Genomic DNA, 21,388 nt, shown 5'->3' with positions numbered 1-21,388 from the left:
TCGCTCAGTCGTCGTGTCGGTCGTGGTGCGAGGGGGAACTCGAGGCGCATGACTCGATCGCATCGTTTCTTCGCCTTAGGGGTGGGTGCACTGGCCGTGCCGGGCCTGGTGGCCTTCGGTACGACGGCATCCGCCCAGGAGCCCGCCGTCAAGAGCGCGCGATGCCACACCTCCGAGCTGCGCGCCTCCGTCGGCCGCAACGATCCGGGTGCCGGGCAGTGGAACTTCCCGGTCGTCCTCACCAACGTCTCCTCCCGCACCTGCACGGTGTTCGGCTATCCGGGCGCCGCGTTCCTCGACGCGTCCGGCAAGCAGCTCGGCCCCGACCCGAAGCGGGCACCGAACCAGAAGCCGAAGACCGTCACGCTGGCCCCCGGCCGCAGTGCGTGGGCGGGGCTGAGTTACAGCAACCCGGAGATCAGCGGCGCCAAGGCGGCCACCCCCGCCGCGCTCCTGGTCACCCCTCCGGACGAGCGGAAGCCGTTGAAGGTGAAGTGGACGGGCGGGCCCGTGCCGGTGTCCGGCAACGCCTCCTCGGTGTTCCTGACGGTGTTCGCGCCCGGCACCGGTCCCTGACCGCCCGCCCCTTCCCGACCCTCCCGGCGGGCCTCTTACCCGACCGTGTTCTCATGGGCGTCGCCCTACCTGATCGTGTCCTGAAGGAACCGCCCTGAACGCCCCGCTCGCCGAGTCACTGTCCGTCGTCCTGCTCGTCGCCACGCTCGTCTGGGCCGTCCTGCGCCCCGGCGGATGGCCGGAGGCGGTCGTGGCGGTCCCGGCCGCCGCGGTCGCCGTCGCCACCGGGGTGATCTCGCCGGAGCACGCGCTGGCGGAGGCCGAGCGGCTCGGGCCCGTGGTCGGGTTCCTCGCGGCGGTGCTGGTCCTGGCTCACTTCTGTGACGTGGAGGGCCTCTTCACGGCGTGCGGGGCCTGGATGGCCCGTTGGGCCGGGGGCCGGCCCGGACGGCTGCTGACCGCGGTCTTCGTGCTGGCCTCGGTGATCACGGCCGTGCTCAGCCTCGACGCCACCGTGGTGCTGCTCACCCCGGTCGTGCTGGCCACCGCCACCCGGATGGGCGTACGGTCCCGGCCGCACCTCTACGCCTGCGCGCACCTGTCGAACACGGCGTCGCTGCTGCTTCCGGTCTCCAACCTCACCAACCTGCTGGCGTTCACGGCGAGCGGCCTGAGCTTCACCCGGTTCGCCGCGCTGATGACGCTGCCCTGGCTGGTGGCGATCGGCGCCGAGTACCTGGTGTTCCGGCGGTTCTTCGCGGACGACCTGGCGGCTCCCCCGCCCTCGCCCGAAGCCGATACCGATGCCGCCGAGCCACCGCGGTTGCCGCTGTTCGCGCTGGTCACCGTGGCCTGTACGCTCGCCGGTTTCGTGGTGGCCTCCGCGATCGGCGTCGATCCCGCGTGGGCCGCGTCGGCGGGGGCGCTGGTGCTGGCGGTGCGCGCGCTCGTACGGCGCGGAGCCACACCGCTCACGGTGGTGCGGGCCGCCTCCCCCGCCTTCCTGGCGTTCGTGCTCGCGCTCGGGGTCGTCGTGCGCGCTGTCGTCGACAACGGTCTCGCCGACGCGCTGCGGCACGTGCTGCCCGGCGGCTCCGGGCTCGTCGCGCTGCTCGCGCTCGCCGCCCTGGCCGCCGTACTCGCGAACCTGATCAACAACCTGCCCGCGGTGCTGGTTCTGCTGCCGCTCACCGCCCCGCTGGGGCCCGGGGCGGTGCTCGCGGTGCTGCTCGGGGTGAACATCGGCCCGAACCTGACGTACGCCGGATCGCTGGCGACGCTGCTGTGGCGGCGCATCGTGCAGCGGCAGGAGGAGGGTGCGGACGGCGACGGCGGTGCGGCCGTCGGCTTCGGCGAGTTCACCCGGCTCGGGATGCTCGCGGTACCGGCCGCGCTGGTGCCGGCGGTGGCGGCACTGTGGGTGTCGCTCCAGGCCGTCGGGCCCTGAGCGCCCGCCCGCCTCACCGAGGCGTCACACGTGTTTCACCGGCCGCCGTAGCCGCCGTAGCCGTACCCGCCATAGCCGTAGCCGCCGTATCCCGGGTAGCCGCCGTAGCCCCCATGGCCGCCCGGTCGGCCGCCGCTCTGGTTGTTGTCGTCCCAGGAGCAGTAGTACGGGTTGTACGAGCACGGGTCCGCCGTGGTCGGGGAGGTGGTCGGTGTCGGTGCCGGGGTGGTCCGGGGTGCGGTCGGGGTCGGTGTGGGAGCGGGGGCGGGGGTCTTCGAGGACTTGGGAATGGGGGCGGGAGCGGGGGTCGTGGGCGCGGGGTCGCTGTCGGTGCCCCAGTTGACGACCTTCATCTGCGGGTCGGGCTTCGAGGTGTCGACGGCCCAGCGCTGGGCGGGGTCGTCGGCGCGGTTCTTCAGGACGAGCGCGCCGGAGCCGTCGGTGGCGGCGGGCGTCAGCGCCAGGTCCTGGTCCCATCGGGGCACCAGCGTGCCCTGGAGGGTGAAGTCGTAGCGGACGTTCTTCTCCCCGGGCCGGTCGGCGCCCGTGCACGGGGCGAGCCGTACGGAGTAACCGAGGTGGGAGTCCAGGCAGAGGTCGGGGGCCGCGGCGTTGCGCAGGAGGCCGTCGGTCTCGTACGTCCACTGCTGCGACTCGGCCGAGGAGCAGGCCGCCAGCCGGATCTCGGCGCCCTTGACGGCCTTCGTGCCGGCGATGCCGACGCAGAGCCCCGATCCCACGTTGTGAAGCCTGCCGCTCAGGGTGCCCCGGGACTCGTCGCCGGCCCAGGACGGGTCGGTCGTCGAGTCGCCCGTGCCCGAGCCGGGGCTCTCGGCGGCCTCGCCGCCGTCGGGCGCCGACGTGCCGTCTCCGGAGCCCAGGGCCGACCAGAGCACCAGCGGCAGGACAACCAGTCCGCTCACGGTGAGGACGGCCGCGGCGAGGTTGCGGCGGCGGGCGCGGCGGGCCGCCTTGCGGTCCGCACGGCGCGAGACGGCACGGGTTTCGGCACCGGGGGCGGCGGGGGACGCGGCGCGGACGTCGGCGCCACGTTCCGCGGCGGGCCGGTCGTGCGAGCCGCTGCCGCGCTCGGGGCGTGTGCGGGGGCCGGAACGGGATTCCGCGCGGGTGCCGGCTCGGGCCGCCTTGCGTGCGGCGGAACGGGTCTCGGCGCGGTCGCCCGGTCTGGAGCCGGGGCGGCCCGTGCGGATCCCGGTGGCGGGTCCGGGCACGTCGAACGGCTCGCCCGGGAACGGCAGGAACTCCTCCGGCGCCGCCGCGGGAGTCTCCTCGGCGCCGGCCGCCCGCGACTCCAGGTAGGCCCGCGCGCCCCAGCCCAGTACTCCTTCGGCCACGGCGAGGCCGAGCCCCGTGCCGTTGAACTGCTCCAGTTGGCCCGCCGTGTGCCGGCAGTGCATGCACTGCTCCAGATGGGCGCGCAGATCGGGGTCGAGGTCGACGGCGCCGCGCCGGCAGGTCACGTCCAGCAGCCGGTGGTAGCGGCGGCAGTCGTCGTCGGGGGCGAGTTCGCGATGGGCCTGGAGGCACTCGTCGCGCAGCCTCTCACGGGCGCGCCGCAGTTCCACGCGCGCGTCCTCCTCGTCCAGGCCGAGCAGCCCGGCCGGGGCGGCCAGTGGTTCGCCCTCCACCTCGGTGTGCCACAGCAGGCAGCGGGCGGACTGGGAGAGCCGCTGGAACGCGCGGGACAGCATCCGCCGGTCGGCCGCCGGGAGCAGCCGGGCGGCGCCCCGGGCACCGTCGTCGGTGTCGGTGTCGGAGCGCAGGGCGGGGTGGAGCAGGTCGCGTCGGCCGTCGGCGTCCCACTCCGCGGCGATCCGGCGCACGGTGACGAGGAGATGGGGCCGCCATGCGGCGCTCGGTCCGCTCTGCCGCAGGGACGCGCCGAAGAGTCTGGTGAAGGCGGCGGTGGTGAGCATGCCCGCCGCCCGCGGGCCGTCGGTGCACAGCCTGGCGTAGGCGAAGGCCGCTTCCCAGTGCCGGTCCAGCAGTTCGCCCACGGGGTGGAGCGCGGGCGAGCCGCTCGTCCACTTGGTCAGCTCGGCGGTGAGCTGTTCGTCCGTGGCGTCGAAGCGGCGCGCGGGGGTCGGGGAATTCGACGGACCTGCGTCAGTCAAGACGGCATTCCTTCCGAGGGCATGCGACGGATCCACCCGTACAGAGTTCGGCATCTCGAACGTCGGCCTGGGCAGCTCTTTTGGAGCGCGGGGCCGAACGGGGAGACGCCTCGTGCGCACAGCGAAAATATTTTGTCTGCACGCCGACAACTCACACCTTTGCACAGGCCAGCGAGAGTGAACAAGAGATCTCGCGGATTTGTGCATTGTGTGTGCGCCACTGTATTTGACGAACCGTCAAGCGACGCTCAGTGACGAATTTCGCGTCTTATCGGAGCGTAAATTCGTGCGGGATTCCCCGATACGCGCCCGGCGGCATCCCGTAGCGCTCCCGGAACACCCGGCTGAAGTGATACGGGCCGGCGAAGCCGGAGGCCGCGGCCACCCGTTCGACCGACAGGTCGGTACTCTCCAGCAGCCGGGCGGCGTGGCCCAGCCGCGCCTCGCGCAGCGCCCGCATCGGCGACCGGCCGAACTGCTCGGTGAACGGGTGCGCGAAACGTGAGGGCGACAGGGCGACCGCCTCGGCGAGCGAGCGGACCGTGTGCGGGGCGCCCGGGTCGGCGGCGATCAGCGCCTGCGCCCGGCGCACCCGGGCGTCGACAGTGGACCGGACCACGGGCCCGCGTGCCGCCGCGGTCGTGAGCAGGACGACCTCCTCCAGGGAACACAGGGCGAGTTCCCTCGCCGCGCTGCAGTGCGCCACGGCGACCGCGCCGTCGTCCGTGGCGGCGGCGACGGGCGGTGCGTCGGTGCCGGTCCAGCGGGCGTCCGCGAGCATCCTGCGGAACGCCGACCCGATCCGCCCGTGCAGGCCGGCCGGGACGGACGTGACGACGTACATCCCGTCGCCGGTGCCGTACGGCCGCAGCCAGGACGTCCAGGAGGGCCGCGCCTGGCAGTGCGCCCACCAGAACCGCCAGTGCGGGGCGCCGGACGCGACCCCGTAGCCGTGCGGGACACCCGGCGCGAGGATTACGAAGTCCCCCGCCCCCGCACGCACACCTGCCGCCCCCTGGCCGAGCCGGCCCTCCCCGCCGGTGGTCCAGGTGAACAGCCAGCTGTCCGAGCCGCGGGGCCGGTTGACGCCGTACCCCGGGAGCTCGTCGAAGTGGCCCACGACCACATGGCCCGGCGGCGGCGAGGGGTCGCCCGGCGCAGCAGTCCCGGGCATGTCGTCAGCACCCATGGGCATCCTTCCGTACGCCGTATCGGCCTAGCGTGACGAGGCGAGGACACCGGACCGAGGAGGGACGCATGACAGCCACAGGCATCGACGCCACCGGGACTCCCATACTGACTCAGGCGGGACTGCGGCAGTACCGGGAGGACGGTTTCACCGTCCTCAGGGGACTGTTCGGGCATGAGGAGATCGACCGGCTCCGTGCCGAGTTCACGGCGCTGCACGCCGCCGGGCCGGTGCCGGGGCACTTCGAACCGCGCCCCGGGTCGGCCGACCCGCTGCACACCCACCCGCGGGTGATGCAGCCGCACGAGATCAACCCGCTCGCGCGCCGGGTGCTGCTGGACGCCCGGCTGCGGAGGGTGCTGGAGGCACTGCTCGACGAGGAGGCGCTGGCAGCGCAGAGCATGTTCTACTTCAAGCCGCCGGGGGCGCGGGGGCAGGCCCTTCACCAGGACAACTTCTATCTGCGGGTGGAGCCGGGCACGTGCGTGGCGGCGTGGATCGCCTGCGACGAGATCGACCGGGACAACGGCGGACTCGAGGTGGTGCCGGGGACACACGCGATGGACCTGTTCTGTCCTGAGCTCGCGGACTCCGAGGTGTCGTTCGCGCGGGAGTACGTCCCGCCGCCGCCCGGGCTGGCGGCGGTGCCGGTCGACATGGCGCCGGGGGACGTCCTGTTCTTCAACGGCAGTCTGGTGCACGGTTCGCAGCCCAACGCCACGGCCGACCGGTTCCGCCGTTCGTTCATCGGGCACTACGTCGGCCGCTCCGCCACCCGCATCGGCGCGTACTACCGGACGATGACCATGAACGGGGCGCGGGTAGTGTTGTCCGAGAGCGAGGGGGCGGGCCCGTGCGGCACGGAGTTCGCGCCGACCGGGCCCCACTGATCCGGTGCCGCCGATCAGTGGCCGGCGATCGGGCGAGGGGTGTACGGCTGCTCCAGCTCCTCCAACTCCTTGTCGCTGAGCGCCAGATCCACCGCCGCCGTCGCGTCCTCGATGTGGTGGGGCTTGGCGGCGCCGACGATCGGGGACGTCACCGTGCCCTGGTGCAGCAGCCAGGCGAGGGCGACCCGGGCGCGCGGAACGCCGCGGTCGTTCGCGATGCGGGTGACGGTTTCGACGATGGCCCGGTCGCCCTCCAGGTAGAGGGTGCCGCCGAAGGCGTCCGTGGCGCTGCGGTCGGTCTCGACGCCCCAGTCGCGGGTGAGGCGGCCGCGGGCGAGCGGACTCCACGGCAGGACGCCGACGCCCTGGTCGGCGCAGAGGGGCAGCATCTCGCGTTCCTCCTCGCGGTACAGGAGGTTGTAGTGGTTCTGCATGGAGACGAACCGGGTCCAGCCGCCCCGCTCCGCCGTGTGCTGCATCTTGGCGAACTGCCAGGCGTACATCGAACTCGCCCCGATGTAGCGCGCCTTGCCCGCCTTGACCACGTCGTGCAGGGCCTCCATCGTCTCCTCGACCGGGGTGTGCGGGTCGAAGCGGTGGATCTGGTACAGGTCGACGTGGTCCGTGCCCAGGCGGGTGAGGCTGTGGTCGATCTCGGTCAGGATCGCCTTGCGGGACAGACCGCCGCCGTTGGGTCCCGGCCGCATCCGGCCGTGCACCTTCGTGGCGAGCACGATCTCGTCACGGCGGGCGAAGTCGCGCAGCGCCCTGCCGACGATCTCCTCGCTGGTGCCGTCGGAGTAGACGTTCGCGGTGTCGAAGAAGTTGATGCCGGCGTCCAGTGCCTGCCGGATCAGCGGCCGGGACGCCTCCTCGTCGAGGGTCCACTCGTGCGGGCCTCGGTCGGGGACGCCGTAGGTCATGCAGCCCAGGCAGATCCGGGACACGTCCAGACCCGTCGTACCGAGCTTCACGTACTGCATCGTTGCTGCTCCTGCCGTCGTACGGGCGTACTCGGCCGAGCCTACGTCGCCTCCAGCAGATCCAGCGCGCGCTCCCAGCCGAACTCCCCGGTCCCTCCGCCCTCGTACGGCTCCCCGAAGCGCACGCCCATGCCGCGCAGGCGGATGAGGCTGTCCTGGTAGGCGGGGTGGGCGGCCAGGGCGTCGGACACGCACGGCAGTACGGCGATCGGCACGGAGCGGCCGGTCAGCTCGCACAGGGTGCCCAGGGCGAGGGTGTCGGCGATGCCGGCCGCCCACTTGTTGACGGTGTTGAAGGTGGCGGGCGCGACCACGACGGCGTCCGGGTCCGGGAAGGGGCGCGGGTCTCCGGGGCGCCGCCAGGCGGAGCGGATGGGGAGCCCGGTCCGGGTCTCCACCGCGGCGGTGTCGAAGAAGCCGTTCACGGCGGTGGGGGTGGCGAAGACACCGACCGCCCAGCCCCGCTCCTGGGCGGCGGTGATGAGTTCGTCGACGCCCGCGGCGATCCCGGCGGCGCAGACGACGACGTAGAGGAAGGGCTTGCCGTCGGGTTCGGTCACGCGGGCACCCTATTGAAGGGGGAAGGAGCGGCCGTGCTCGGCCTCGGGCCGCGGTCCCAGGATGCGGCGCTCCGCCTCGGTGATCGGCACGTCGTTGATGCTCGCCTCACGCCGGATCATCAGACCGTGCTCGTCGAACTGCCACAGCTCGTTGCCGTACGACCGCCACCACTGCCCCTCGGTGTCGCGGCACTCGTACTGGAAGCGGACGGCGATGCGGTCGCCGTCGAAGGCCCACAGGTCCTTGCGCAGCGCGTAGTCGAGTTCGCGCGCCCACTTCGCGGTGAGGAACGCGACGATCTCGGCGCGGCCGGTGAGGAAGGTGTCGCGGTTGCGCCACACCGAGTCCTCGGAGTAGGCGAGCGCGACCCGGTGCGGGTCCCGGGTGTTCCAGGCGTCCTCGGCGGCCTGGACCTTGCGGGCGGCGGTCTCCCGGTTGAAGGGCGGCAGGGGTGGGCGGTCGGACATGGGCTGCTCCGCTGCGAAGTGGAGAACGAGCGTTCTCCGGATGGCTGCTACCGTAGGAGAACGCTCGTTCTCGCGTCAAGGAGCGGGCCGGTGCGGGCACCGGCGAGGAGCCGGTGGAAGGAGTGGTCGATGGACACCACGGTCGCCCGCGAGCGGGCGCTGGACGCCGCCGAGCAGCTGTTCTACGGGCGGGGCGTCCAGTCCGTCGGCATGGACGATGTCCGCGGGGCATCCGGGGTCTCGCTCAAGAGGCTGTACCAGCTCTTCCCGGCCAAGGAGCAGTTGGTGGAGGCGTATCTGGAGCGGCGGGACGAGCGCTGGCGCGGCCGGCTCGCGCGCTCGGTGGAGCGGCACGAGGACCCGCGTCGAAGGGTCCTCGCCGTCTTCGACCGGCTGGAGGAGTGGTTCGGCGAGGACGGCTTCCGCGGGTGCGCCTGGATCAACGCGTACGGCGAACTGGGCGCCACGTCGGAGCGCGTGGCGCACCAGGTCCGCGCCCACAAGCAGGCGTTCCGCGACTACCTCGCCGGCCTCGTGGCCGACGCGGGCCTGCCCGCCACGTTGACCGGTTCACTGTTCCTGCTGGCCGAGGGCGCGATGGTCACCGCGGGCGTCACCGGCAGCACGGAGCCGGCGGCGGAGGCCCGGGAGGCGGCCCGGACGCTGATCGGCTGACGCCCCGCCGAGCCCGTGGCGGGCGCCGTCGGCCGGCCTCGGTCAGGTGTCCGTCAGGGCGATGGCGCCGACCGGGCAGGCACGGGCGGCCTCCCGGACCATCGGGTGGCCCGTGCCGCCCTCGCTGCCGGGCAGGACGGTGCTGTAGCCGTCGTCGTCCTGGGTGAAGACGCCCGGCGCGGCCAGGGCGCACTGGCCGGCGCCGATGCAGACGTCCTTGTCGATGTCGATGTGCATGACCGTCCGCCCCTCACCAGGTCACGGGGAGTTCCAGCATCCCCTGGATGGTGTCGCCCGGCTTGAAGGGGATCGTTTCCGCGGGGGCGGCGAGCCGCAGGCCGGGCAGGCGGGCGAACAGGGAGTGCAGTGCGCTCTCCATCTCGGCACGGGCCAGGTTCTGGCCGAGACACTGGTGGATGCCGAAGCCGAACGCCACGTGGTGACGGGTGGAGCGGTGCCAGTCGAGGGTGTCGGGGCGGGCGTACACGGTCTCGTCGCGGTTGATGACCGACGTCGAGAAGATCACGCCGTCACCGGCCCGGATCGTCGTCCCGGCCACCTCGATGTCCTCGGTGGCCTGCCGCAGCAGGCCGTCCGCTATGGACAGCATCCGCATCAGTTCCTCGACGGCGGCAGGCAGCAGCGTCGGGTCCTCCCGCAACTGCGCGAGTTCCCCGGGGTGTTGGAGCAGGGTGTAAGTGCCGAGCGAGATCATGTTGGCGGTGGTCTCGTGACCGGCGACCAGCAGGATGATCGCGAGCGCGGTCAACTCCTCGCGGTCCACGTCCCCTTGGCGCAGCCGCTGGTGGACGAGGTCGTCCAGGACCCCGTCCCCGGGCTGCTGGTCCTTCTGCTTGCGGTCGACCAACTCGCCGATGTACTCCTCGAGTCGATCGCGCGCCCGCACCACGTCGTCAGCCGTCGGCCCGCGCAGCAGCCGTCGTGACTGCTCCTCGAAGAACTCGTGGTCGGCGTACGGGACGCCCAGGAGGGCGCAGATGACCATCGAGGGCACGGGCAGCGCGAAGGCGCTCACCAGATCGACCGGTGGGCCCTGGGCGATCATCGCGTCGAGTCGCTCGTCCACGATGCGCTGGATGCTCGGGCGCATTTCGCCGGCCCGTTTCAGGGTGAAGCTGGGGACCATCATGCGCCGCTGGACCCGGTGCTCGGGGTCGTCGACGCCGAGCAGCGCGGTCTTCTTGTGGCGGACGGCCGCGAAGCGCTCGGTGGGCGCGGGGAAGCCGGGGCGGGTGCGGTCGGTGGACAGGCGGGGGTCGGCTAGCAGGTCACGGGCGACGCCGTGGCCGGTCACCAGCCATGCGGGGCGGCCGTCGAAGAGGGTGACGTGCGTCAGCGGGCGGGTGTCGCGCAGTGGGTCGTAGGCGGTCGGCGGTTGGTAGGGGCAGGTGCGGTCCTGGGGGAAGGCGACGGGATCCGACAGTTCCGTCATGGAAGACCTCGCAGACGAAGGGTGCGTCGTGCCGATCTTCATTAGATGCCCGGGGCATCTATGGGGCGACATGAAGTTCAGCCAGATCGGTGAACGGGAGGATCTGGCCGGAGTTGAGCGTTCCGCGACGCCGGAGGAAGGGGTCCGCGACGCCGGAGGAAGGGGTCCGCGACGCCGGAGGAAGGGGTCCGCGGCGCCGGCGGGAGGGGCCGGTGCCGCCCGCGCCCGGTAATTCGGTTGCCACGGAACGGGGTACGCCCCCAGGATCCAGCCATGCCGACGATCGACGCCCCCGCGCCGCTGTCCCCCGTCACCGCCGTCCCGGTGCGTGGCCGACAGCAGCCCGGGTGCCCCCGGAGGTGCGACGCCGCACGCTCATGACGGGCGCGCTCGTCGCGGGGCTGGTCGCGGGCTACGGCATCGCCATGCCCGTGGGCGCGGTCGGTACGTACCTCGTCTCCCTCACCGCGCGCACCACCCTGCGTACCGGCGCGTGCGCCGCGCTCGGCGTCGCGACCGCCGACGGACTCTACGCCCTGCTGGCCACGGTCGGCGGCTCCGCCTTGGCCGCCGTGCTGCGGCCGGTGCTGGGACCGCTGCGCTGGGCCTCCGCCCTGGTGCTGCTCGCGCTGGCCGCGCTGGGCGCCGTCACCGCCGTACGGCAGTACCGCGCGCACCGGCTCACCGCGCGCTCCGAGCCTGCGCCACCCGGTCCGGCGCGGGCCTTCCTGTCACTGCTGGGGATCACGCTCCTCAACCCCACCACCGTCGTCTATTTCGCGGCCCTGGTGCTCGGCACCGGCACCGCGGACGCGGCACGCCCCATGGAACAGGGCGTGTTCGTACTGGCCGCCTTCGCCGCGTCCGCGAGCTGGCAGTTGCTGCTCGCCGGGGGCGGGGCGCTGCTGGGCCGGGCGCTGACCGGGCACCGGGGGCGGCTGATGACGGCGCTCGTGTCCAGCGGGGTGATGACGGTGCTGGCGGTACGGATGGTCGTGTAGCCGGCGGCCGTCCGGATGATTCACGGGCGTGCGCGCGTTGTAGCGCGGTACGCGTCCTGGTACGACGCGACGAGCGACGAAGGGAACGGATGTCATGCCTCTTGAGGGCGAGTACGAGCCCAGCCCTGAGCAGTGGGTGCGTGAGCAGGTGGAGCTGTACGAGAAGTCCGGCGGTACGGAGGGGACGACCCTGCTGGACACGGGGATGCCCGTCATCGTGCTGTCCACACGGGGCGCGCGCAGCGGGAAGATCCGCAAGACACCGCTGATGCGCGTGGAACACGACGGACGGTATGCCCTGGTCGCTTCCCTGGGCGGTGCTCCCAAGCACCCGGTCTGGTACCACAACGTCAAGGCCGACCCCCACGTGGAGCTCCAGGACGGGCCGCAGCGGCGGGACATGGTCGCCCGTGAGGTCACCGGCGAGGAGAAGGCCGCGTGGTGGGAGCGCGCCGTCGCGGCCTACCCCCCGTACGCCGACTACCAGAAGAAGACGACCCGGGAGATCCCGGTGTTCGTCGTCGAGCCGGCCGACGGAAGCTGATCGGAAGCTGATCGGAAGCCGACCGGAAGCGCGTCCGAAAAATCTCTGCTTCCGGGTGCATGAACCGGTCGGCCCCGGGCATCCGAACGTCAGGCCCCGCCGCGTTCCCCCGTCGCGGCGGGGCTTTCTCGTATCTCACGCACGGACCGGTCCGTCACATCGAGGAAGATCTGGTCCGCCTCGGGGACGACACCGCCGATGGATCCCTTGATGCGGTCGGCGACCTCCTCGACGCGTTCACTGTCCAGACCGGGCACCAGGTCGACGCGGGCCGCCACGAGGGCCGTGTCCAGGCCCGTCTTCATCGTGAACAGCGCCTCTACGCTGTCGATCTCGTGCTGTGCCTCCAGCAGCGCCCGGATCCGGTGGCTCGCTTCGGGGTCGGCGGCCTCCCCGATCAGCTGGTCGCGCGCGTCGCGGCCCAGCCGGTAGGCGACGTAGACGAGCAGCGCGCCGATGGCCAGCGAGGCGGACGCCTCCCACACCACCTGCCCGGTGACCATGTGCAGCGCCATGCCGATCATGGCGAGGGTGACGCCGAGCACCGCCGTGCCGTCCTCGGCGACGACCGTGCGCAACGCGGGGTCGCGCAGACCGGCGGCGCCGCCCTGCTTGCGCACCTGGTAGAGGGCCCGTATCAGCGAGGCGCCCTCGGCGAGGAGGGCGACGCCCAGCACGATGAGGCCGGCCACGTATCCGCTGAGCTTTTCCTCCGCACCGTTTCTGAGCGCCTCGAAGCCCTGGAAGAAGGAGAAGCAGCCCCCCATGACGAAGATCCCGACGGCCGCGAGGAGTGACCAGAAGAACCGCTCCTTGCCGTAGCCGAAGGGATGCCGGGCATCGGCCGGGCGGCGGCTGCGGCGCAGCGCGGCCAGCAGGAAGACCTCGTTGAGGCTGTCGGCGACCGAGTGGGCCGCCTCCGACAGCAACGCGGGTGAACCCGCGAGGAGGCCGCCCACCGCCTTGGCGACGGCGATGACCAGGTTGGCTGCGAGGGCCACCAGGACGGTGACGCGGGTCTTGCTGTCGGCATTGCGTTCCGTAGGTGTCTCACTCACCCTTCGCCGAATGCCCAGGCCGTGGTGGATCACACCGTGCCGTCGGCGGAAAACGGGGAACCCGGCCAGAAGTGGGGAACACGGCCGGAAACAGTCAGCACCGACAGCGAGGAGGAACCATGAGCGGCGGGGGCGACGGCAACAGCGCGTACGGCCACACCACGTTCAAGCGGTCCAAGAGCCACTTCGCCGACCGGATCACCGCGGACGGCCGGGACGGCTGGCCGGTGGAGGCGGGCCGCTACCGTCTGGTGGCCAGCCGTGCCTGTCCGTGGGCGAGCCGGGCGCTGGTCTCCCGGCGGCTCCTCGGTCTGGAGGACGCCGTCTCCCTGGCGCTCGCCGACCCGATCCAGGACGACCGCAGCTGGCGCTTCACCCTCGACCCCGGCGGGCGGGACCCGGTCCTCGGCATCCGTTACCTCAGCGAGGCGTACGACCGTCGGGAGACCGACTACCCGGGCGGGGTGAGCGTGCCGGCGATCGTGGACGTCCCCACGGGGAAGCTGGTCACCAACGACTACCAGCAGATCACCCTGGACTTCGCGACGGAGTGGACGGCCCTGCACCGGCCGGGAGCGCCCGACCTGTACCCGCGGGCGCTGCGCGACGAGATCGACTCGGTGATGGCCGACGTCTACGAGGACGTCAACAACGGTGTCTACCGTGCGGGCTTCGCCTCGGAGCAGGAGGAGTACGAGGAGGCCTGCTCGGCGGTCTTCCGGCGGCTGGAGCTGCTGACGGACCGGCTGGCCCGGCAGCGCTACCTGGTCGGCGACACCATCACCGAGGCGGACATCCGGCTGTTCACCACATTGGTGCGTTTCGACGCCGTCTACCACGGTCACTTCAAGTGCAACCGCTGGAAGCTGACGGAGAACGAGGTGCTGTGGGCGTACGTCCGCGACCTGTACCAGACGCCGGGTTTCGGCGACACCGTCGACTTCGACCACATCAAACGGCACTACTACCAGGTGCACACCGGCATCAACCCGACCCGCATCGTCCCGCTCGGCCCCGACCGGTCCGGCTGGCTTGCCCCGCACCACCGGGAGCAGCTCGGCGGCCGACCGTTCGGGGACGGGACGCCGCCGGGTCCGGTGCGCGCCGAGGAGGGGATCCCGGCCGCCGGCCGTCCCTGACACCCCCTTACATCGCTCACTGCCAAGGAGGTCCCGTGGCCAAGAAGAAGAAACTCTCCCGTGGTTACCAGCCTGTCGGATTCATTCTGGGCTGGTCGAGCGGATGGCTGGCCGGGCTCGCCTTCCGCAAGACCTGGAAGGTGATCCGGCACGAGGACGACACACCCGACGCCCTCGACCGCGACCGCGGCTGGGGCGAGGTCCTCCTCGCCGCCGCCGTCCAGGGCGCCATCTTCGCCGTGGTCCGCAGCGCCGTCGACCGCACCGGAGCGAAGGCCATCGAACGCAGGACGGGAGTCTGGCCGGCCAAGGAGGAGGGCGGCCGCGACTGAGCACGCGGTCGGCTGCCCGCCGCGCGGACGCCGAGGCCGAGCCCGGGTGGGTTCGGCCTCGGCGTCGGCGGTGTGCGCTGGGGTCAGCCCTGCTTCGGGGCTGTCGACGGGACGCGGCGGAGGGTGAAGGAGTGTCCGGCGGGGTCGGCGTAGCCGCGTTCCTCGTAGGGGCCGGGGGCATGGCTCGTCTCGAGGGGGCGACCGCCCAGGCCGACGACCTTGCGTTCCGCCTCGTCCAGGTCGCCCACCAGGAAGTCGAGGTGGGCCTGGAGGGAGTTCTCGGGGCGCGGCCAGCTGGGCGGGGTCGCGTTGACGTCGCGGCGGAACGCCAGCCGGGTGCCGTCCGCGCCCCTGATCTCGACCCGGTTGGCCGTAGCGTCGGTCTCCTCCGCCTCCAGCAACTCCTTGTAGAACACGGCGAGCTTCTCGGGCTCGGCACAGTCGAGCACCACGACGCCCGCTTTCACCAGTGCCATGTCTCCTCCGCGGGATCCTGGGCGCGGAACGGACGTGCCCCGCCGCCCTGTACCGTTCGGATATCCCGCCCTGCCGAATTCAGTCGGCCCGCACGACGCGCCTTGCGGAGCCCCGGCCGCCGGTTTCAGCTCCGACCTCCACCCCGCACCGTCCGCAATCCCCGCCGCCGGTGTCCCTCGGGCCCGGCCCCGCACCGTCCGAGACCCCCCGCCGGCGGTTCCTGCCGGCCTCCACCCGGCACCGTCCGAAACCCCCCGCCGCTTCCTGCCGGCCTCCACCCCGCACCGTCCCCAAGCCCGGCCACCGGTTCCTGCCGCCTCCGCCCGCACTGTCGGAAATCCCCGCCGCTTCCTGCCGGCCTCCACCCCGCACCGTCCCCAAGCCCGGCCACCGGTTCCTGCCGCCTCCGCCCGCGCCATCCGCAATCCCCGCCGCCGATGTTTCTCGGCCCCGCCCCGCACCCGGGCATGACCCGGCCGCCGGAGTCAGTCCGCACCCGCGTCTCCCCTCCCGTTCTCCAGTCGTGCCGCCGCGGCGCTCAACAGCAGGTCCAGGGCGGCTGGATAGGAGCTGTGCCGCATCGAGTGGGCGAGGTGGCGGGCCGTGGCGGCGATGTGGGGGTGGGTGTCGGCGGGGAGCCGGGCGTAGGTGTCCCGCCACACGTCGGCCTCCGCCTCGCGCGCGGCACGGGGCAGCGCGCTGTTCGCGGAGTCGAGGGCGCCGAAGGCCAGGTTCTGGTCGACGAACGCGTGGTAGATCCGTACCGCCTCGCCGTCGGGGAACCCGGCGTCGCGCAGGACGCCGAGGATCGTCTCCACGGCCTGGATTTCGTGGAGCCGGCCGGTCACCCGGTAGGCGCTGAGCACGGCGGCCCGGGGATGGGCGAGCGCGCCGGCGTGCATGCGCAGACCGAGGTCCCACAGGTCGGCCCGCCAGTCACCGGTGGGACGCCAGCTGCGCAGGGTACGGCCGATCAGCTCGTCGGCGATGGCCAGCATCAGGTCGTCGGTGTGGCGGAAGTAGCGGTAGAGGGAGCTGGGGTCGGCGCCGAGTGCGTGCCCCAGCCGGCGCACGGAGAGGGCGTCGGTGCCGTGCTCCTCGATCAGCCGCAGCGCGGTCTCGATGATCAGTTCCTCGGAGAGGACCACGCCCTGTTTGGTGGGCCGCCTGCGCCGTCGGGCGTCGGGCGGCACGACACGCTCGCTCATGCCGGGCACCTTATGACAACACCGTTGACCTGTTAACCCCCCGAACAGTTTCATGTGCGGTCACCGGGGCCTTATCGTGCCCCCCAGTGCGAGCGGAGTACTGGCCATGACCCACACCCCACCCCCCAGCCTCATCCCTCCCGCGCAGCCCGCGCTGCGCAGGTCCCTCGGTGTGCTGGACGGCGTCGCCATCGCCGCGTCCAGTACGGCGGCCACCACCAGCATCGGCATCGGGCTGGGCGTCACGGCCGGCGTGGTCGGGCTGCATCTGCCCGCGATCATGCTGCTCGCCTTCCTGCCGATCCTCGGCATCGCGGGCGCCTACTCCCGGCTCAACAAGGTCGAGCCGAACGCGGGCAACGGCTATGTGTGGGTGGGCCGCTCGCTCAACCCGTGGCTCGGTTTCATGGTCGGCTGGGTGAACATCGTGGCCGTCGTCGCGTTCCTCGCCTACACGACGGCCGTCACCGGATCCGCGCTGCTGCAGCTGGCCGGGGAGGCCGGCTGGCACCGGGTGGGTCCCCTCGCCCTCGATCCGGGGTCCACCGCACAGACGACCGCCGTGGGTCTCGTGGTGCTGGCCGCGGTCACCCTGACCGCCGTCACCGGCATCCGCACCGCCGCGCGGCTGCAGACCGGCCTGCTGGTCTTCGAGTACCTCGTGCTGCTCGGGTTCTGCGGGTACGGCATCGTCACCGGACCGCACTCCTTCAGCCTCAGTTGGTTCGACCCGTTCGCCATCCCGTCGGCGTCGGCGCTCGCGCAGGGCATGCTGCTGTCGGTGTTCTGCTACTGGGGCTTCGAGGCCGCCTTCAGCGTGAACGAGGAGGTGCGGGACCCGCGCGACGCCTCCCGGGCGGGCTTCATCACCCTGGTGACGATGCTGGGGCTGTTCCTGCTCGGCTCGATCGCCTTCCAGCGGGTCCTGTCCGAGCCTGAGCTGGCCGGGCACGGCGCCCAGGGGCTGGCGTACTTCGGTGACCGGCTGGCCTCCCAGCCGCTCGCGGCGCTGCCGCTGGTGGCGCTGATGTTCTCGGCGGTCGCCTCGCTCCAGGCGGGCGTGATCCCGACGGCCCGTGCGATGTTCGCGATGAGCCGCGACCGTACGCTCGGGCCGGTGTGGTCCAGGGTCAGCGACCGGTACGGGACTCCGGCGGCCGGGACGCTGCTGGTGGGGGCGCTGGCCGGGGCGGTCGCCGCGCTGTCGCTGGTGATCCCCCGCCTCTCCGACATGATCATGGCCACGGTGAGCGCCGTCGGCATCGTCGTGGCGCTGTCGTACGCGCTCACCGCGCTCGCCGCCGCCGTGCGCTTCCGCGGTCTGTTGCGCGAGGACTGGCGTCAGGGGGTGCGCGCGGTGGTCCTGCCCGCGCTGAGCGCGGCGGCCCTGCTGGGGCTCGGCGGCTACCTCGGCTGGTCCTTCTACACCTCCACCGACCACCTGGAACTCCGTGCGGACAACGGCTGGTTCCTGCTGCTGACTCCCCTGGCGATGATCGCGTCCGGTTTCGTGGCGGCCACGTGGGCCAGATGGGTGCGCCGCTCCCCGTACTTCCGTACCGGCGCCGGCACGGACGCGGACGCGCCGCAGCTGCTCACCGTCGCCCCCTGAGCGCGCGCAGCCCCTCCCCCACACCGTCACAAGGAAACGGATCATGCCCGCAGACCTTCTCTTCACCGGCGGTCCCGTCCTCACCCCCGAGGGCCGCGGCGCGACCGCGCTGGCCGTCACCGGTGACCGGATCTCCGCCGTCGGCGGCGACGACGTACGCGAGCTGGCCGGGCCGCGCACGGAGGTCGTCGACCTCGCCGGGCGGTTGTTGCTGCCCGGTTTCCAGGACGCGCACGTCCACCCGGTGCCGGCCGGCCTGGAGCTCACCCAGTGCGATCTGACCGGCGCGCGGACCGCCGAGGAGACCTTGGCCGCGGTCCGCGCGTACGCCGACGCGCATCCGGAGCGGGAGTGGATCACCGGTGGCGGCTGGTCCATGGAGGCGTTCGAGGGCGGTACGCCGACGAGGGCACTGCTGGACTCGGTCGTCCCCGACCGGCCGGTCTACCTGCCCAACCGCGACCACCACGGCGCCTGGGTCAACAGCCGCGCCCTGGAGCTCGCGGGTGTCACGCGGGAGACGCCCGACCCGGCCGACGGTCGCGTCGAGCGGGACGCCGACGGTGAGCCGAGCGGGACGCTCCAGGAGGGCGCGATGCAGCTGGTCGGGCGGCTGGTGCCGGCCGCCGGCCCGGCCGACCTGCTCGCCGCGCTGCTGCACGCCCAGCGCCGGCTGCACTCCCTCGGCATCACCGCCTGGCAGGACGCCCTCGTCGGGAACTTCCTCGGTATGCCCGACTCTTCGGAGGCGTACCACACGGCCGCCCGGGACGGCTCGCTCACCGCGCGTGTCGTCGGCGCCCTGTGGTGGGACCGTGGGCGCGGGGCCGAGCAGATACCCGAACTGATCGAGCGCCGGGCGGAGTTGAGTCACGGGCGATTCCGTGCGGGCACGGTGAAGCTGATGCTGGACGGGGTCGCGGAGAACGGCACGGCGGCGCTGATCGACCCGTATCTGGACAAGTGCGGCTGTGTCACCGGCAATCGCGGCACCAGCTTCATCGACCCCGACCGACTGCCCAAGTACGTCACCGAGTTGGACGCGCTCGGCTTCCAGTGCCACTTCCACGCGTTGGGCGACCGCGCCGTACGCGACGCGCTGGACGCGATCGCCGCGGCGCGGGCCGTGAACGGACCGAGCGACACCCGGCCGCATCTGGCGCATCTCCAGGTCGTGCACCCCGACGACGTGCCGCGCTTCGCCCGGCTCGGGGCCACGGCGAACATCCAGCCGTTGTGGGCGGCGCACGAACCGCAGATGGACGAGCTGACGATCCCGTTCCTCGGTCCCGAACGGGCCGCGTGGCAATACCCGTTCGGGGCGCTGCTCGGCTCCGGCGCCCGGGTCGCGGCGGGCAGCGACTGGCCGGTCAGCAGCCCCGACCCGCTGCGGGGGATCCATGTCGCGGTGAACCGTGTCGAGCCCGGGGGCAACGCCCCGGTGTTCCTGCCCGACGAGCGCATCTCGCTGACGGCCGCGCTGACCGCGTACACGGCGGGATCGGCCTACGTGAACCATCTCGACGACACCGGCACACTGCGCGCGGGGGCGCTGGCCGATCTCGTGGTGCTGGACCGCGATCCGTTCGACGGGCCGCCGGAGGCGATCGCCGCGACGCGGGTGGCGCTGACGTACGTGGGCGGAGAGCGGGTGTACGCGTCCGAGCTGGCGTGAGCCCCGATTGTCACGGGCCGACGGTCGGCGGGCCGACAGCTGTCCGCCATCCGGGGGTTGCGGGCGGCGATGGGGCCGGCGGTGGCCCTGCCGGAGGGCGCGCGGTCGCTGCGCCGGGCGTCGGAGGCGCTGGGCCTGATGCGGCGGGGCATCCTGCCGTCGGGTGGTCCGGTGCGCTGCCGGGACCATCTGTCCACGCTTCTGCTGCTGCGCGACGAGGCCCTCGTCGACGCGCCGGCCGAGCGCACGCCGCGGCCGCCGGAGGGCGTGCGTCCGCCCCAGCGGGAGCGGCTCGCGCAGACCCTGCTGAGCCGGCTGAGCTCGGGCCGCAACGTGGGCGAGGTGGCGTTGCGGCTCGCCGTCCACCCGCAGACCGTCCGCTACCGCATGCGTCAGCTCGACGAGCTGTTCGGCGCGCAACTCCGCGATCCCACGGCCCAGTTCGAGACCGAGCGCGCGCTGCGGGCGCTGGAGCTGCGCGACCGCGTCACAGGGGGCGGCGCAGAGTGAGGGTGCTCGCCGCGAACCCGTGCCGTTCGTAGAAGCGCACAGCGTCGGTGTTGGCGGTGTAGGCGGTCACCTCCACCTCCTCGGCTCCTCTGCCCGTCGCCCAGGCCAGGAACTCGCCCACCAGCCGGGCGCCGGTGCCGGCACGCCGGTGTTCGGGGCGGACGTAGAGGCTGATCAGGGTGGCGGAGCGGACGGGCCGCCGGGCGGAGGCTTCCGTGACGGATCCCATGAGGTGTCCGACGACCCGTCCCTCGAAGTCGGCGACCAGCACGAGCCGTTCAGGGTCCTCCAGCGCGGCCGCGAAGGACTCGGCACCGTGCTCGCGCGGCCAGTGGACGTTGATGCCCGGGTCACGGGTGCCGCCGTCCTCGGCGAACAGTCCCGCGCTGGAGGCGACGAGCCCCGGTATGTCCTCGGTGCGGGCCCACCGCACGCTCACTTCTTGATCAGCCATGGGAGCACGCTAGCGGCGACCTCCGACAGCGGGCTGCCCCCGGGGTGACGATCCGGTGATTTCCTGGACAGGTGTCCAGCTATACTCGGGACACTATCCTGGACACCTGTCCAGGAACCGAGGGTGGGCGAGGAAGAGCATGGACATCCTGGCGGGCGTACTGGTCGGGCTGGTGGCCGCGTTGCATGTGTACATCCTGGTGATGGAGATGTTCCTGTGGCAGAAGAAGCCGGGGCTGTCGTTCCACGGGTTCGATCCTGAGATGGCGCGGGCGACCGCGGCGATGGCGGCCAACCAGGGGCTCTACAACGGCTTCCTGGCGGCGGGGCTGGTGTGGGGACTGATCGCCGCCGACCCGACGGGCTTCCGCGCCCAGGTGTTCTTCCTGTCGTGCGTGATCGTCGCGGGCGTGTACGGCGCGGTCACCGCCAATCGCCGCATCCTGGTCGCGCAGGCGCTGCCGGGCGCGCTCGCCCTGGCCGCCGTCCTGATCGCCCAGTGACGCCCGGCGCCCCCGAGGACCCGAGGGCGGCCCGCACCCGGGCGCGGCTGCGCGAGGCCCTGCTCGCCGAGTGCGCGGAGCGGCCGCTCGCGGAGGTCGGCGTGGCCGCGCTGGTGCGGCGGGCCGGGGTGGGCCGGGCCACGTTCTACGTCCACTACGCCGACCTGGAGGCCCTGGCCGTCGACGCCTGCGCGGACGTCGTACGCGAGGCGGTGGGGGCGCTGCACGCCTGGCGCGGCCGGCCCGACCCGGTGCACGCGCCCCCCGCGCTCGCGGAGTTCTTCGCCTCCCTCACCCCGCACGCGGGGCTGTACCGTGCCCTGCTCAACCCGGGCGGCGGCGGCCCGCTGGGCCGGGTGCTGCACCGGGATCTGCGCGCCTACAGCCTGCGTGAACGCGAGCGCGCCGGCGCGGCGGACGCCCCGCTGGTCGCCTCGGCCGTCGCCGCCACCTTCGCCGGGGTCCTGGCCGACTGGCTGCACGGTCTCCTGGACGCGAGCCCCGAGGTCGTCGCCGACCAGGTCTGGCAACTTCTGGTCGCCCTGCACGCCAGCCGGTGA

At 72.6% G+C, this 21,388-nt stretch carries 24 protein-coding genes; 13 read left to right on the top strand and 11 right to left on the bottom strand.

Annotated features, from left to right (window positions below):
• The first annotated feature begins 48 nt into the window (after positions 1-48).
• On the top strand, positions 49-576 hold the full coding sequence (locus IG99_RS08205; protein ID WP_078947578.1) for a DUF4232 domain-containing protein: 528 nt from the start codon (positions 49-51) through the stop codon (positions 574-576).
• 94 nt (positions 577-670) lie between these two features.
• Positions 671-1,963: an SLC13 family permease gene (locus IG99_RS08200; protein ID WP_078947577.1), complete on the top strand. Its 1,293-nt coding sequence runs from the start codon at positions 671-673 to the stop codon at positions 1,961-1,963.
• Between the two features lie 35 nt (positions 1,964-1,998).
• Here IG99_RS08200 and IG99_RS08195 read toward each other — a convergent pair whose 3' ends face one another.
• Positions 1,999-4,098, bottom strand: a complete 2,100-nt coding sequence (locus IG99_RS08195) for an RICIN domain-containing protein (RefSeq protein WP_037671353.1) — start codon at positions 4,096-4,098, stop codon at positions 1,999-2,001.
• A gap of 268 nt (positions 4,099-4,366) precedes the next feature.
• A complete protein-coding gene (locus tag IG99_RS08190; RefSeq protein WP_037671350.1) occupies positions 4,367-5,287 on the bottom strand; it encodes a helix-turn-helix domain-containing protein in 921 nt (306 codons plus the stop codon).
• Positions 5,288-5,355: 68 nt separating this feature from the next.
• Between IG99_RS08190 and IG99_RS08185 the strand changes: the two genes are divergently transcribed.
• Positions 5,356-6,177: a phytanoyl-CoA dioxygenase family protein gene (locus IG99_RS08185; protein WP_037671348.1), complete on the top strand. Its 822-nt coding sequence runs from the start codon at positions 5,356-5,358 to the stop codon at positions 6,175-6,177.
• Positions 6,178-6,191: 14 nt separating this feature from the next.
• On the opposite strand, the gene IG99_RS08180 is transcribed toward IG99_RS08185, so the two are convergent.
• From IG99_RS08180 to IG99_RS08170, 3 genes are read right to left on the bottom strand one after another with little or no spacing between them, the layout of a single operon-like run.
• Positions 6,192-7,160, bottom strand: a complete 969-nt coding sequence (locus tag IG99_RS08180) for an aldo/keto reductase (protein ID WP_037671346.1) — start codon at positions 7,158-7,160, stop codon at positions 6,192-6,194.
• 41 nt (positions 7,161-7,201) lie between these two features.
• Positions 7,202-7,720, bottom strand: coding sequence for a flavoprotein (locus IG99_RS08175; RefSeq protein WP_037671344.1), 519 nt, complete (start codon positions 7,718-7,720; stop codon positions 7,202-7,204).
• A 9-nt stretch (positions 7,721-7,729) separates the two neighbouring features.
• The gene (locus tag IG99_RS08170) at positions 7,730-8,188 is read right to left on the bottom strand and encodes a nuclear transport factor 2 family protein (protein ID WP_037671342.1); all 459 of its coding nucleotides are present in this window, start codon (positions 8,186-8,188) and stop codon (positions 7,730-7,732) included.
• Between the two features lie 129 nt (positions 8,189-8,317).
• Here IG99_RS08170 and IG99_RS08165 point away from each other — a divergent pair, with 129 nt between their 5' ends.
• The gene (locus IG99_RS08165; RefSeq protein ID WP_037671340.1) at positions 8,318-8,863 is read left to right on the top strand and encodes a TetR/AcrR family transcriptional regulator; all 546 of its coding nucleotides are present in this window, start codon (positions 8,318-8,320) and stop codon (positions 8,861-8,863) included.
• A gap of 42 nt (positions 8,864-8,905) precedes the next feature.
• Here IG99_RS08165 and IG99_RS08160 read toward each other — a convergent pair whose 3' ends face one another.
• Together IG99_RS08160 and IG99_RS08155 are read right to left on the bottom strand one after the other, a co-directional pair.
• The gene (locus IG99_RS08160) at positions 8,906-9,100 is read right to left on the bottom strand and encodes a ferredoxin (protein WP_037671338.1); all 195 of its coding nucleotides are present in this window, start codon (positions 9,098-9,100) and stop codon (positions 8,906-8,908) included.
• A gap of 13 nt (positions 9,101-9,113) precedes the next feature.
• A complete protein-coding gene (locus IG99_RS08155) occupies positions 9,114-10,316 on the bottom strand; it encodes a cytochrome P450 (RefSeq protein ID WP_037671336.1) in 1,203 nt (400 codons plus the stop codon).
• A gap of 377 nt (positions 10,317-10,693) precedes the next feature.
• Here IG99_RS08155 and IG99_RS08150 point away from each other — a divergent pair, with 377 nt between their 5' ends.
• Together IG99_RS08150 and IG99_RS08145 are read left to right on the top strand one after the other, a co-directional pair.
• Positions 10,694-11,317, top strand: a complete 624-nt coding sequence (locus IG99_RS08150) for a LysE family transporter (RefSeq protein WP_037671334.1) — start codon at positions 10,694-10,696, stop codon at positions 11,315-11,317.
• 94 nt (positions 11,318-11,411) lie between these two features.
• Positions 11,412-11,861, top strand: a complete 450-nt coding sequence (locus tag IG99_RS08145; RefSeq protein WP_037671332.1) for a nitroreductase family deazaflavin-dependent oxidoreductase — start codon at positions 11,412-11,414, stop codon at positions 11,859-11,861.
• Between the two features lie 89 nt (positions 11,862-11,950).
• On the opposite strand, the gene IG99_RS08140 is transcribed toward IG99_RS08145, so the two are convergent.
• The gene (locus IG99_RS08140; protein WP_051865029.1) at positions 11,951-12,919 is read right to left on the bottom strand and encodes a cation diffusion facilitator family transporter; all 969 of its coding nucleotides are present in this window, start codon (positions 12,917-12,919) and stop codon (positions 11,951-11,953) included.
• A 119-nt stretch (positions 12,920-13,038) separates the two neighbouring features.
• Here IG99_RS08140 and IG99_RS08135 point away from each other — a divergent pair, with 119 nt between their 5' ends.
• Together IG99_RS08135 and IG99_RS08130 are read left to right on the top strand one after the other, a co-directional pair.
• Positions 13,039-14,058: a glutathione S-transferase family protein gene (locus IG99_RS08135; protein ID WP_037671331.1), complete on the top strand. Its 1,020-nt coding sequence runs from the start codon at positions 13,039-13,041 to the stop codon at positions 14,056-14,058.
• Positions 14,059-14,093: 35 nt separating this feature from the next.
• Positions 14,094-14,390: a DUF4235 domain-containing protein gene (locus IG99_RS08130; protein ID WP_037671330.1), complete on the top strand. Its 297-nt coding sequence runs from the start codon at positions 14,094-14,096 to the stop codon at positions 14,388-14,390.
• An 83-nt stretch (positions 14,391-14,473) separates the two neighbouring features.
• Here the strand turns inward: IG99_RS08130 and IG99_RS08125 are convergent, their stop codons facing one another.
• On the bottom strand, positions 14,474-14,866 hold the full coding sequence (locus IG99_RS08125; RefSeq protein ID WP_037671329.1) for a VOC family protein: 393 nt from the start codon (positions 14,864-14,866) through the stop codon (positions 14,474-14,476).
• Between the two features lie 486 nt (positions 14,867-15,352).
• The gene (locus IG99_RS08120; RefSeq protein WP_037671327.1) at positions 15,353-16,075 is read right to left on the bottom strand and encodes a TetR/AcrR family transcriptional regulator; all 723 of its coding nucleotides are present in this window, start codon (positions 16,073-16,075) and stop codon (positions 15,353-15,355) included.
• A 106-nt stretch (positions 16,076-16,181) separates the two neighbouring features.
• Here IG99_RS08120 and IG99_RS08115 point away from each other — a divergent pair, with 106 nt between their 5' ends.
• The 3 genes from IG99_RS08115 (at position 16,182) to IG99_RS08105 (ending at position 19,872) form a co-directional block, all read left to right on the top strand.
• Complete coding sequence (locus IG99_RS08115) at positions 16,182-17,687, top strand: APC family permease (protein WP_051865026.1); 1,506 nt, start codon at positions 16,182-16,184, stop codon at positions 17,685-17,687.
• Positions 17,688-17,730: 43 nt separating this feature from the next.
• A complete protein-coding gene (locus tag IG99_RS08110) occupies positions 17,731-19,362 on the top strand; it encodes an amidohydrolase (RefSeq protein ID WP_037671325.1) in 1,632 nt (543 codons plus the stop codon).
• 81 nt (positions 19,363-19,443) lie between these two features.
• Positions 19,444-19,872 (top strand): helix-turn-helix domain-containing protein, encoded by a 429-nt coding sequence (locus tag IG99_RS08105; protein ID WP_234311771.1) that lies wholly within the window; start codon positions 19,444-19,446, stop codon positions 19,870-19,872.
• On the opposite strand, the gene IG99_RS08100 is transcribed toward IG99_RS08105, so the two are convergent.
• Positions 19,850-20,326, bottom strand: coding sequence for a GNAT family N-acetyltransferase (locus tag IG99_RS08100; protein WP_037671322.1), 477 nt, complete (start codon positions 20,324-20,326; stop codon positions 19,850-19,852). The genes IG99_RS08105 and IG99_RS08100 overlap by 23 nt on opposite strands.
• 139 nt (positions 20,327-20,465) lie before the next feature.
• Between IG99_RS08100 and IG99_RS08095 the strand changes: the two genes are divergently transcribed.
• Positions 20,466-20,828 carry a DUF1304 domain-containing protein gene (locus IG99_RS08095; RefSeq protein ID WP_037671320.1) on the top strand — a complete coding sequence of 121 codons (363 nt, stop codon included), beginning with the start codon at positions 20,466-20,468 and terminating at the stop codon, positions 20,826-20,828.
• Positions 20,825-21,388 carry a TetR/AcrR family transcriptional regulator gene (locus tag IG99_RS08090; protein ID WP_037671318.1) on the top strand — a complete coding sequence of 188 codons (564 nt, stop codon included), beginning with the start codon at positions 20,825-20,827 and terminating at the stop codon, positions 21,386-21,388. The genes IG99_RS08095 and IG99_RS08090 overlap by 4 nt, the downstream gene beginning before the upstream one ends.

Origin of the sequence: Streptomyces griseus subsp. griseus, assembly GCF_000720255.1 — a bacterium.
GTDB lineage: Bacteria > Actinomycetota > Actinomycetes > Streptomycetales > Streptomycetaceae > Streptomyces > Streptomyces griseus_I.
This window is presented reverse-complemented; position numbering and strand designations above follow the sequence as displayed.

Excerpts from the sequence above, each read along its gene's own strand:
- IG99_RS08110 (WP_037671325.1), top strand. The coding sequence starts at position 17,731 with ATGCCCGCAGACCTTCTCTTCACCGGCGGTCCCGTCCTCACCCCCGAG.
- IG99_RS08145 (WP_037671332.1), top strand. The coding sequence starts at position 11,412 with ATGCCTCTTGAGGGCGAGTACGAGCCCAGCCCTGAGCAGTGGGTGCGT.
- IG99_RS08125 (WP_037671329.1), bottom strand. The coding sequence starts at position 14,866 with ATGGCACTGGTGAAAGCGGGCGTCGTGGTGCTCGACTGTGCCGAGCCC.
- IG99_RS08135 (WP_037671331.1), top strand. The coding sequence starts at position 13,039 with ATGAGCGGCGGGGGCGACGGCAACAGCGCGTACGGCCACACCACGTTC.
- IG99_RS08185 (WP_037671348.1), top strand. The coding sequence starts at position 5,356 with ATGACAGCCACAGGCATCGACGCCACCGGGACTCCCATACTGACTCAG.
- IG99_RS08170 (WP_037671342.1), bottom strand. The coding sequence starts at position 8,188 with ATGTCCGACCGCCCACCCCTGCCGCCCTTCAACCGGGAGACCGCCGCC.
- IG99_RS08095 (WP_037671320.1), top strand. The coding sequence starts at position 20,466 with ATGGACATCCTGGCGGGCGTACTGGTCGGGCTGGTGGCCGCGTTGCAT.
- IG99_RS08115 (WP_051865026.1), top strand. The coding sequence starts at position 16,182 with ATGACCCACACCCCACCCCCCAGCCTCATCCCTCCCGCGCAGCCCGCG.
- IG99_RS08180 (WP_037671346.1), bottom strand. The coding sequence starts at position 7,160 with ATGCAGTACGTGAAGCTCGGTACGACGGGTCTGGACGTGTCCCGGATC.
- IG99_RS08190 (WP_037671350.1), bottom strand. The coding sequence starts at position 5,287 with ATGGGTGCTGACGACATGCCCGGGACTGCTGCGCCGGGCGACCCCTCG.
- IG99_RS08100 (WP_037671322.1), bottom strand. The coding sequence starts at position 20,326 with ATGGCTGATCAAGAAGTGAGCGTGCGGTGGGCCCGCACCGAGGACATA.
- IG99_RS08155 (WP_037671336.1), bottom strand. The coding sequence starts at position 10,316 with ATGACGGAACTGTCGGATCCCGTCGCCTTCCCCCAGGACCGCACCTGC.
- IG99_RS08160 (WP_037671338.1), bottom strand. The coding sequence starts at position 9,100 with ATGCACATCGACATCGACAAGGACGTCTGCATCGGCGCCGGCCAGTGC.
- IG99_RS08120 (WP_037671327.1), bottom strand. The coding sequence starts at position 16,075 with ATGAGCGAGCGTGTCGTGCCGCCCGACGCCCGACGGCGCAGGCGGCCC.
- IG99_RS08150 (WP_037671334.1), top strand. The coding sequence starts at position 10,694 with ATGACGGGCGCGCTCGTCGCGGGGCTGGTCGCGGGCTACGGCATCGCC.
- IG99_RS08205 (WP_078947578.1), top strand. The coding sequence starts at position 49 with ATGACTCGATCGCATCGTTTCTTCGCCTTAGGGGTGGGTGCACTGGCC.
- IG99_RS08165 (WP_037671340.1), top strand. The coding sequence starts at position 8,318 with ATGGACACCACGGTCGCCCGCGAGCGGGCGCTGGACGCCGCCGAGCAG.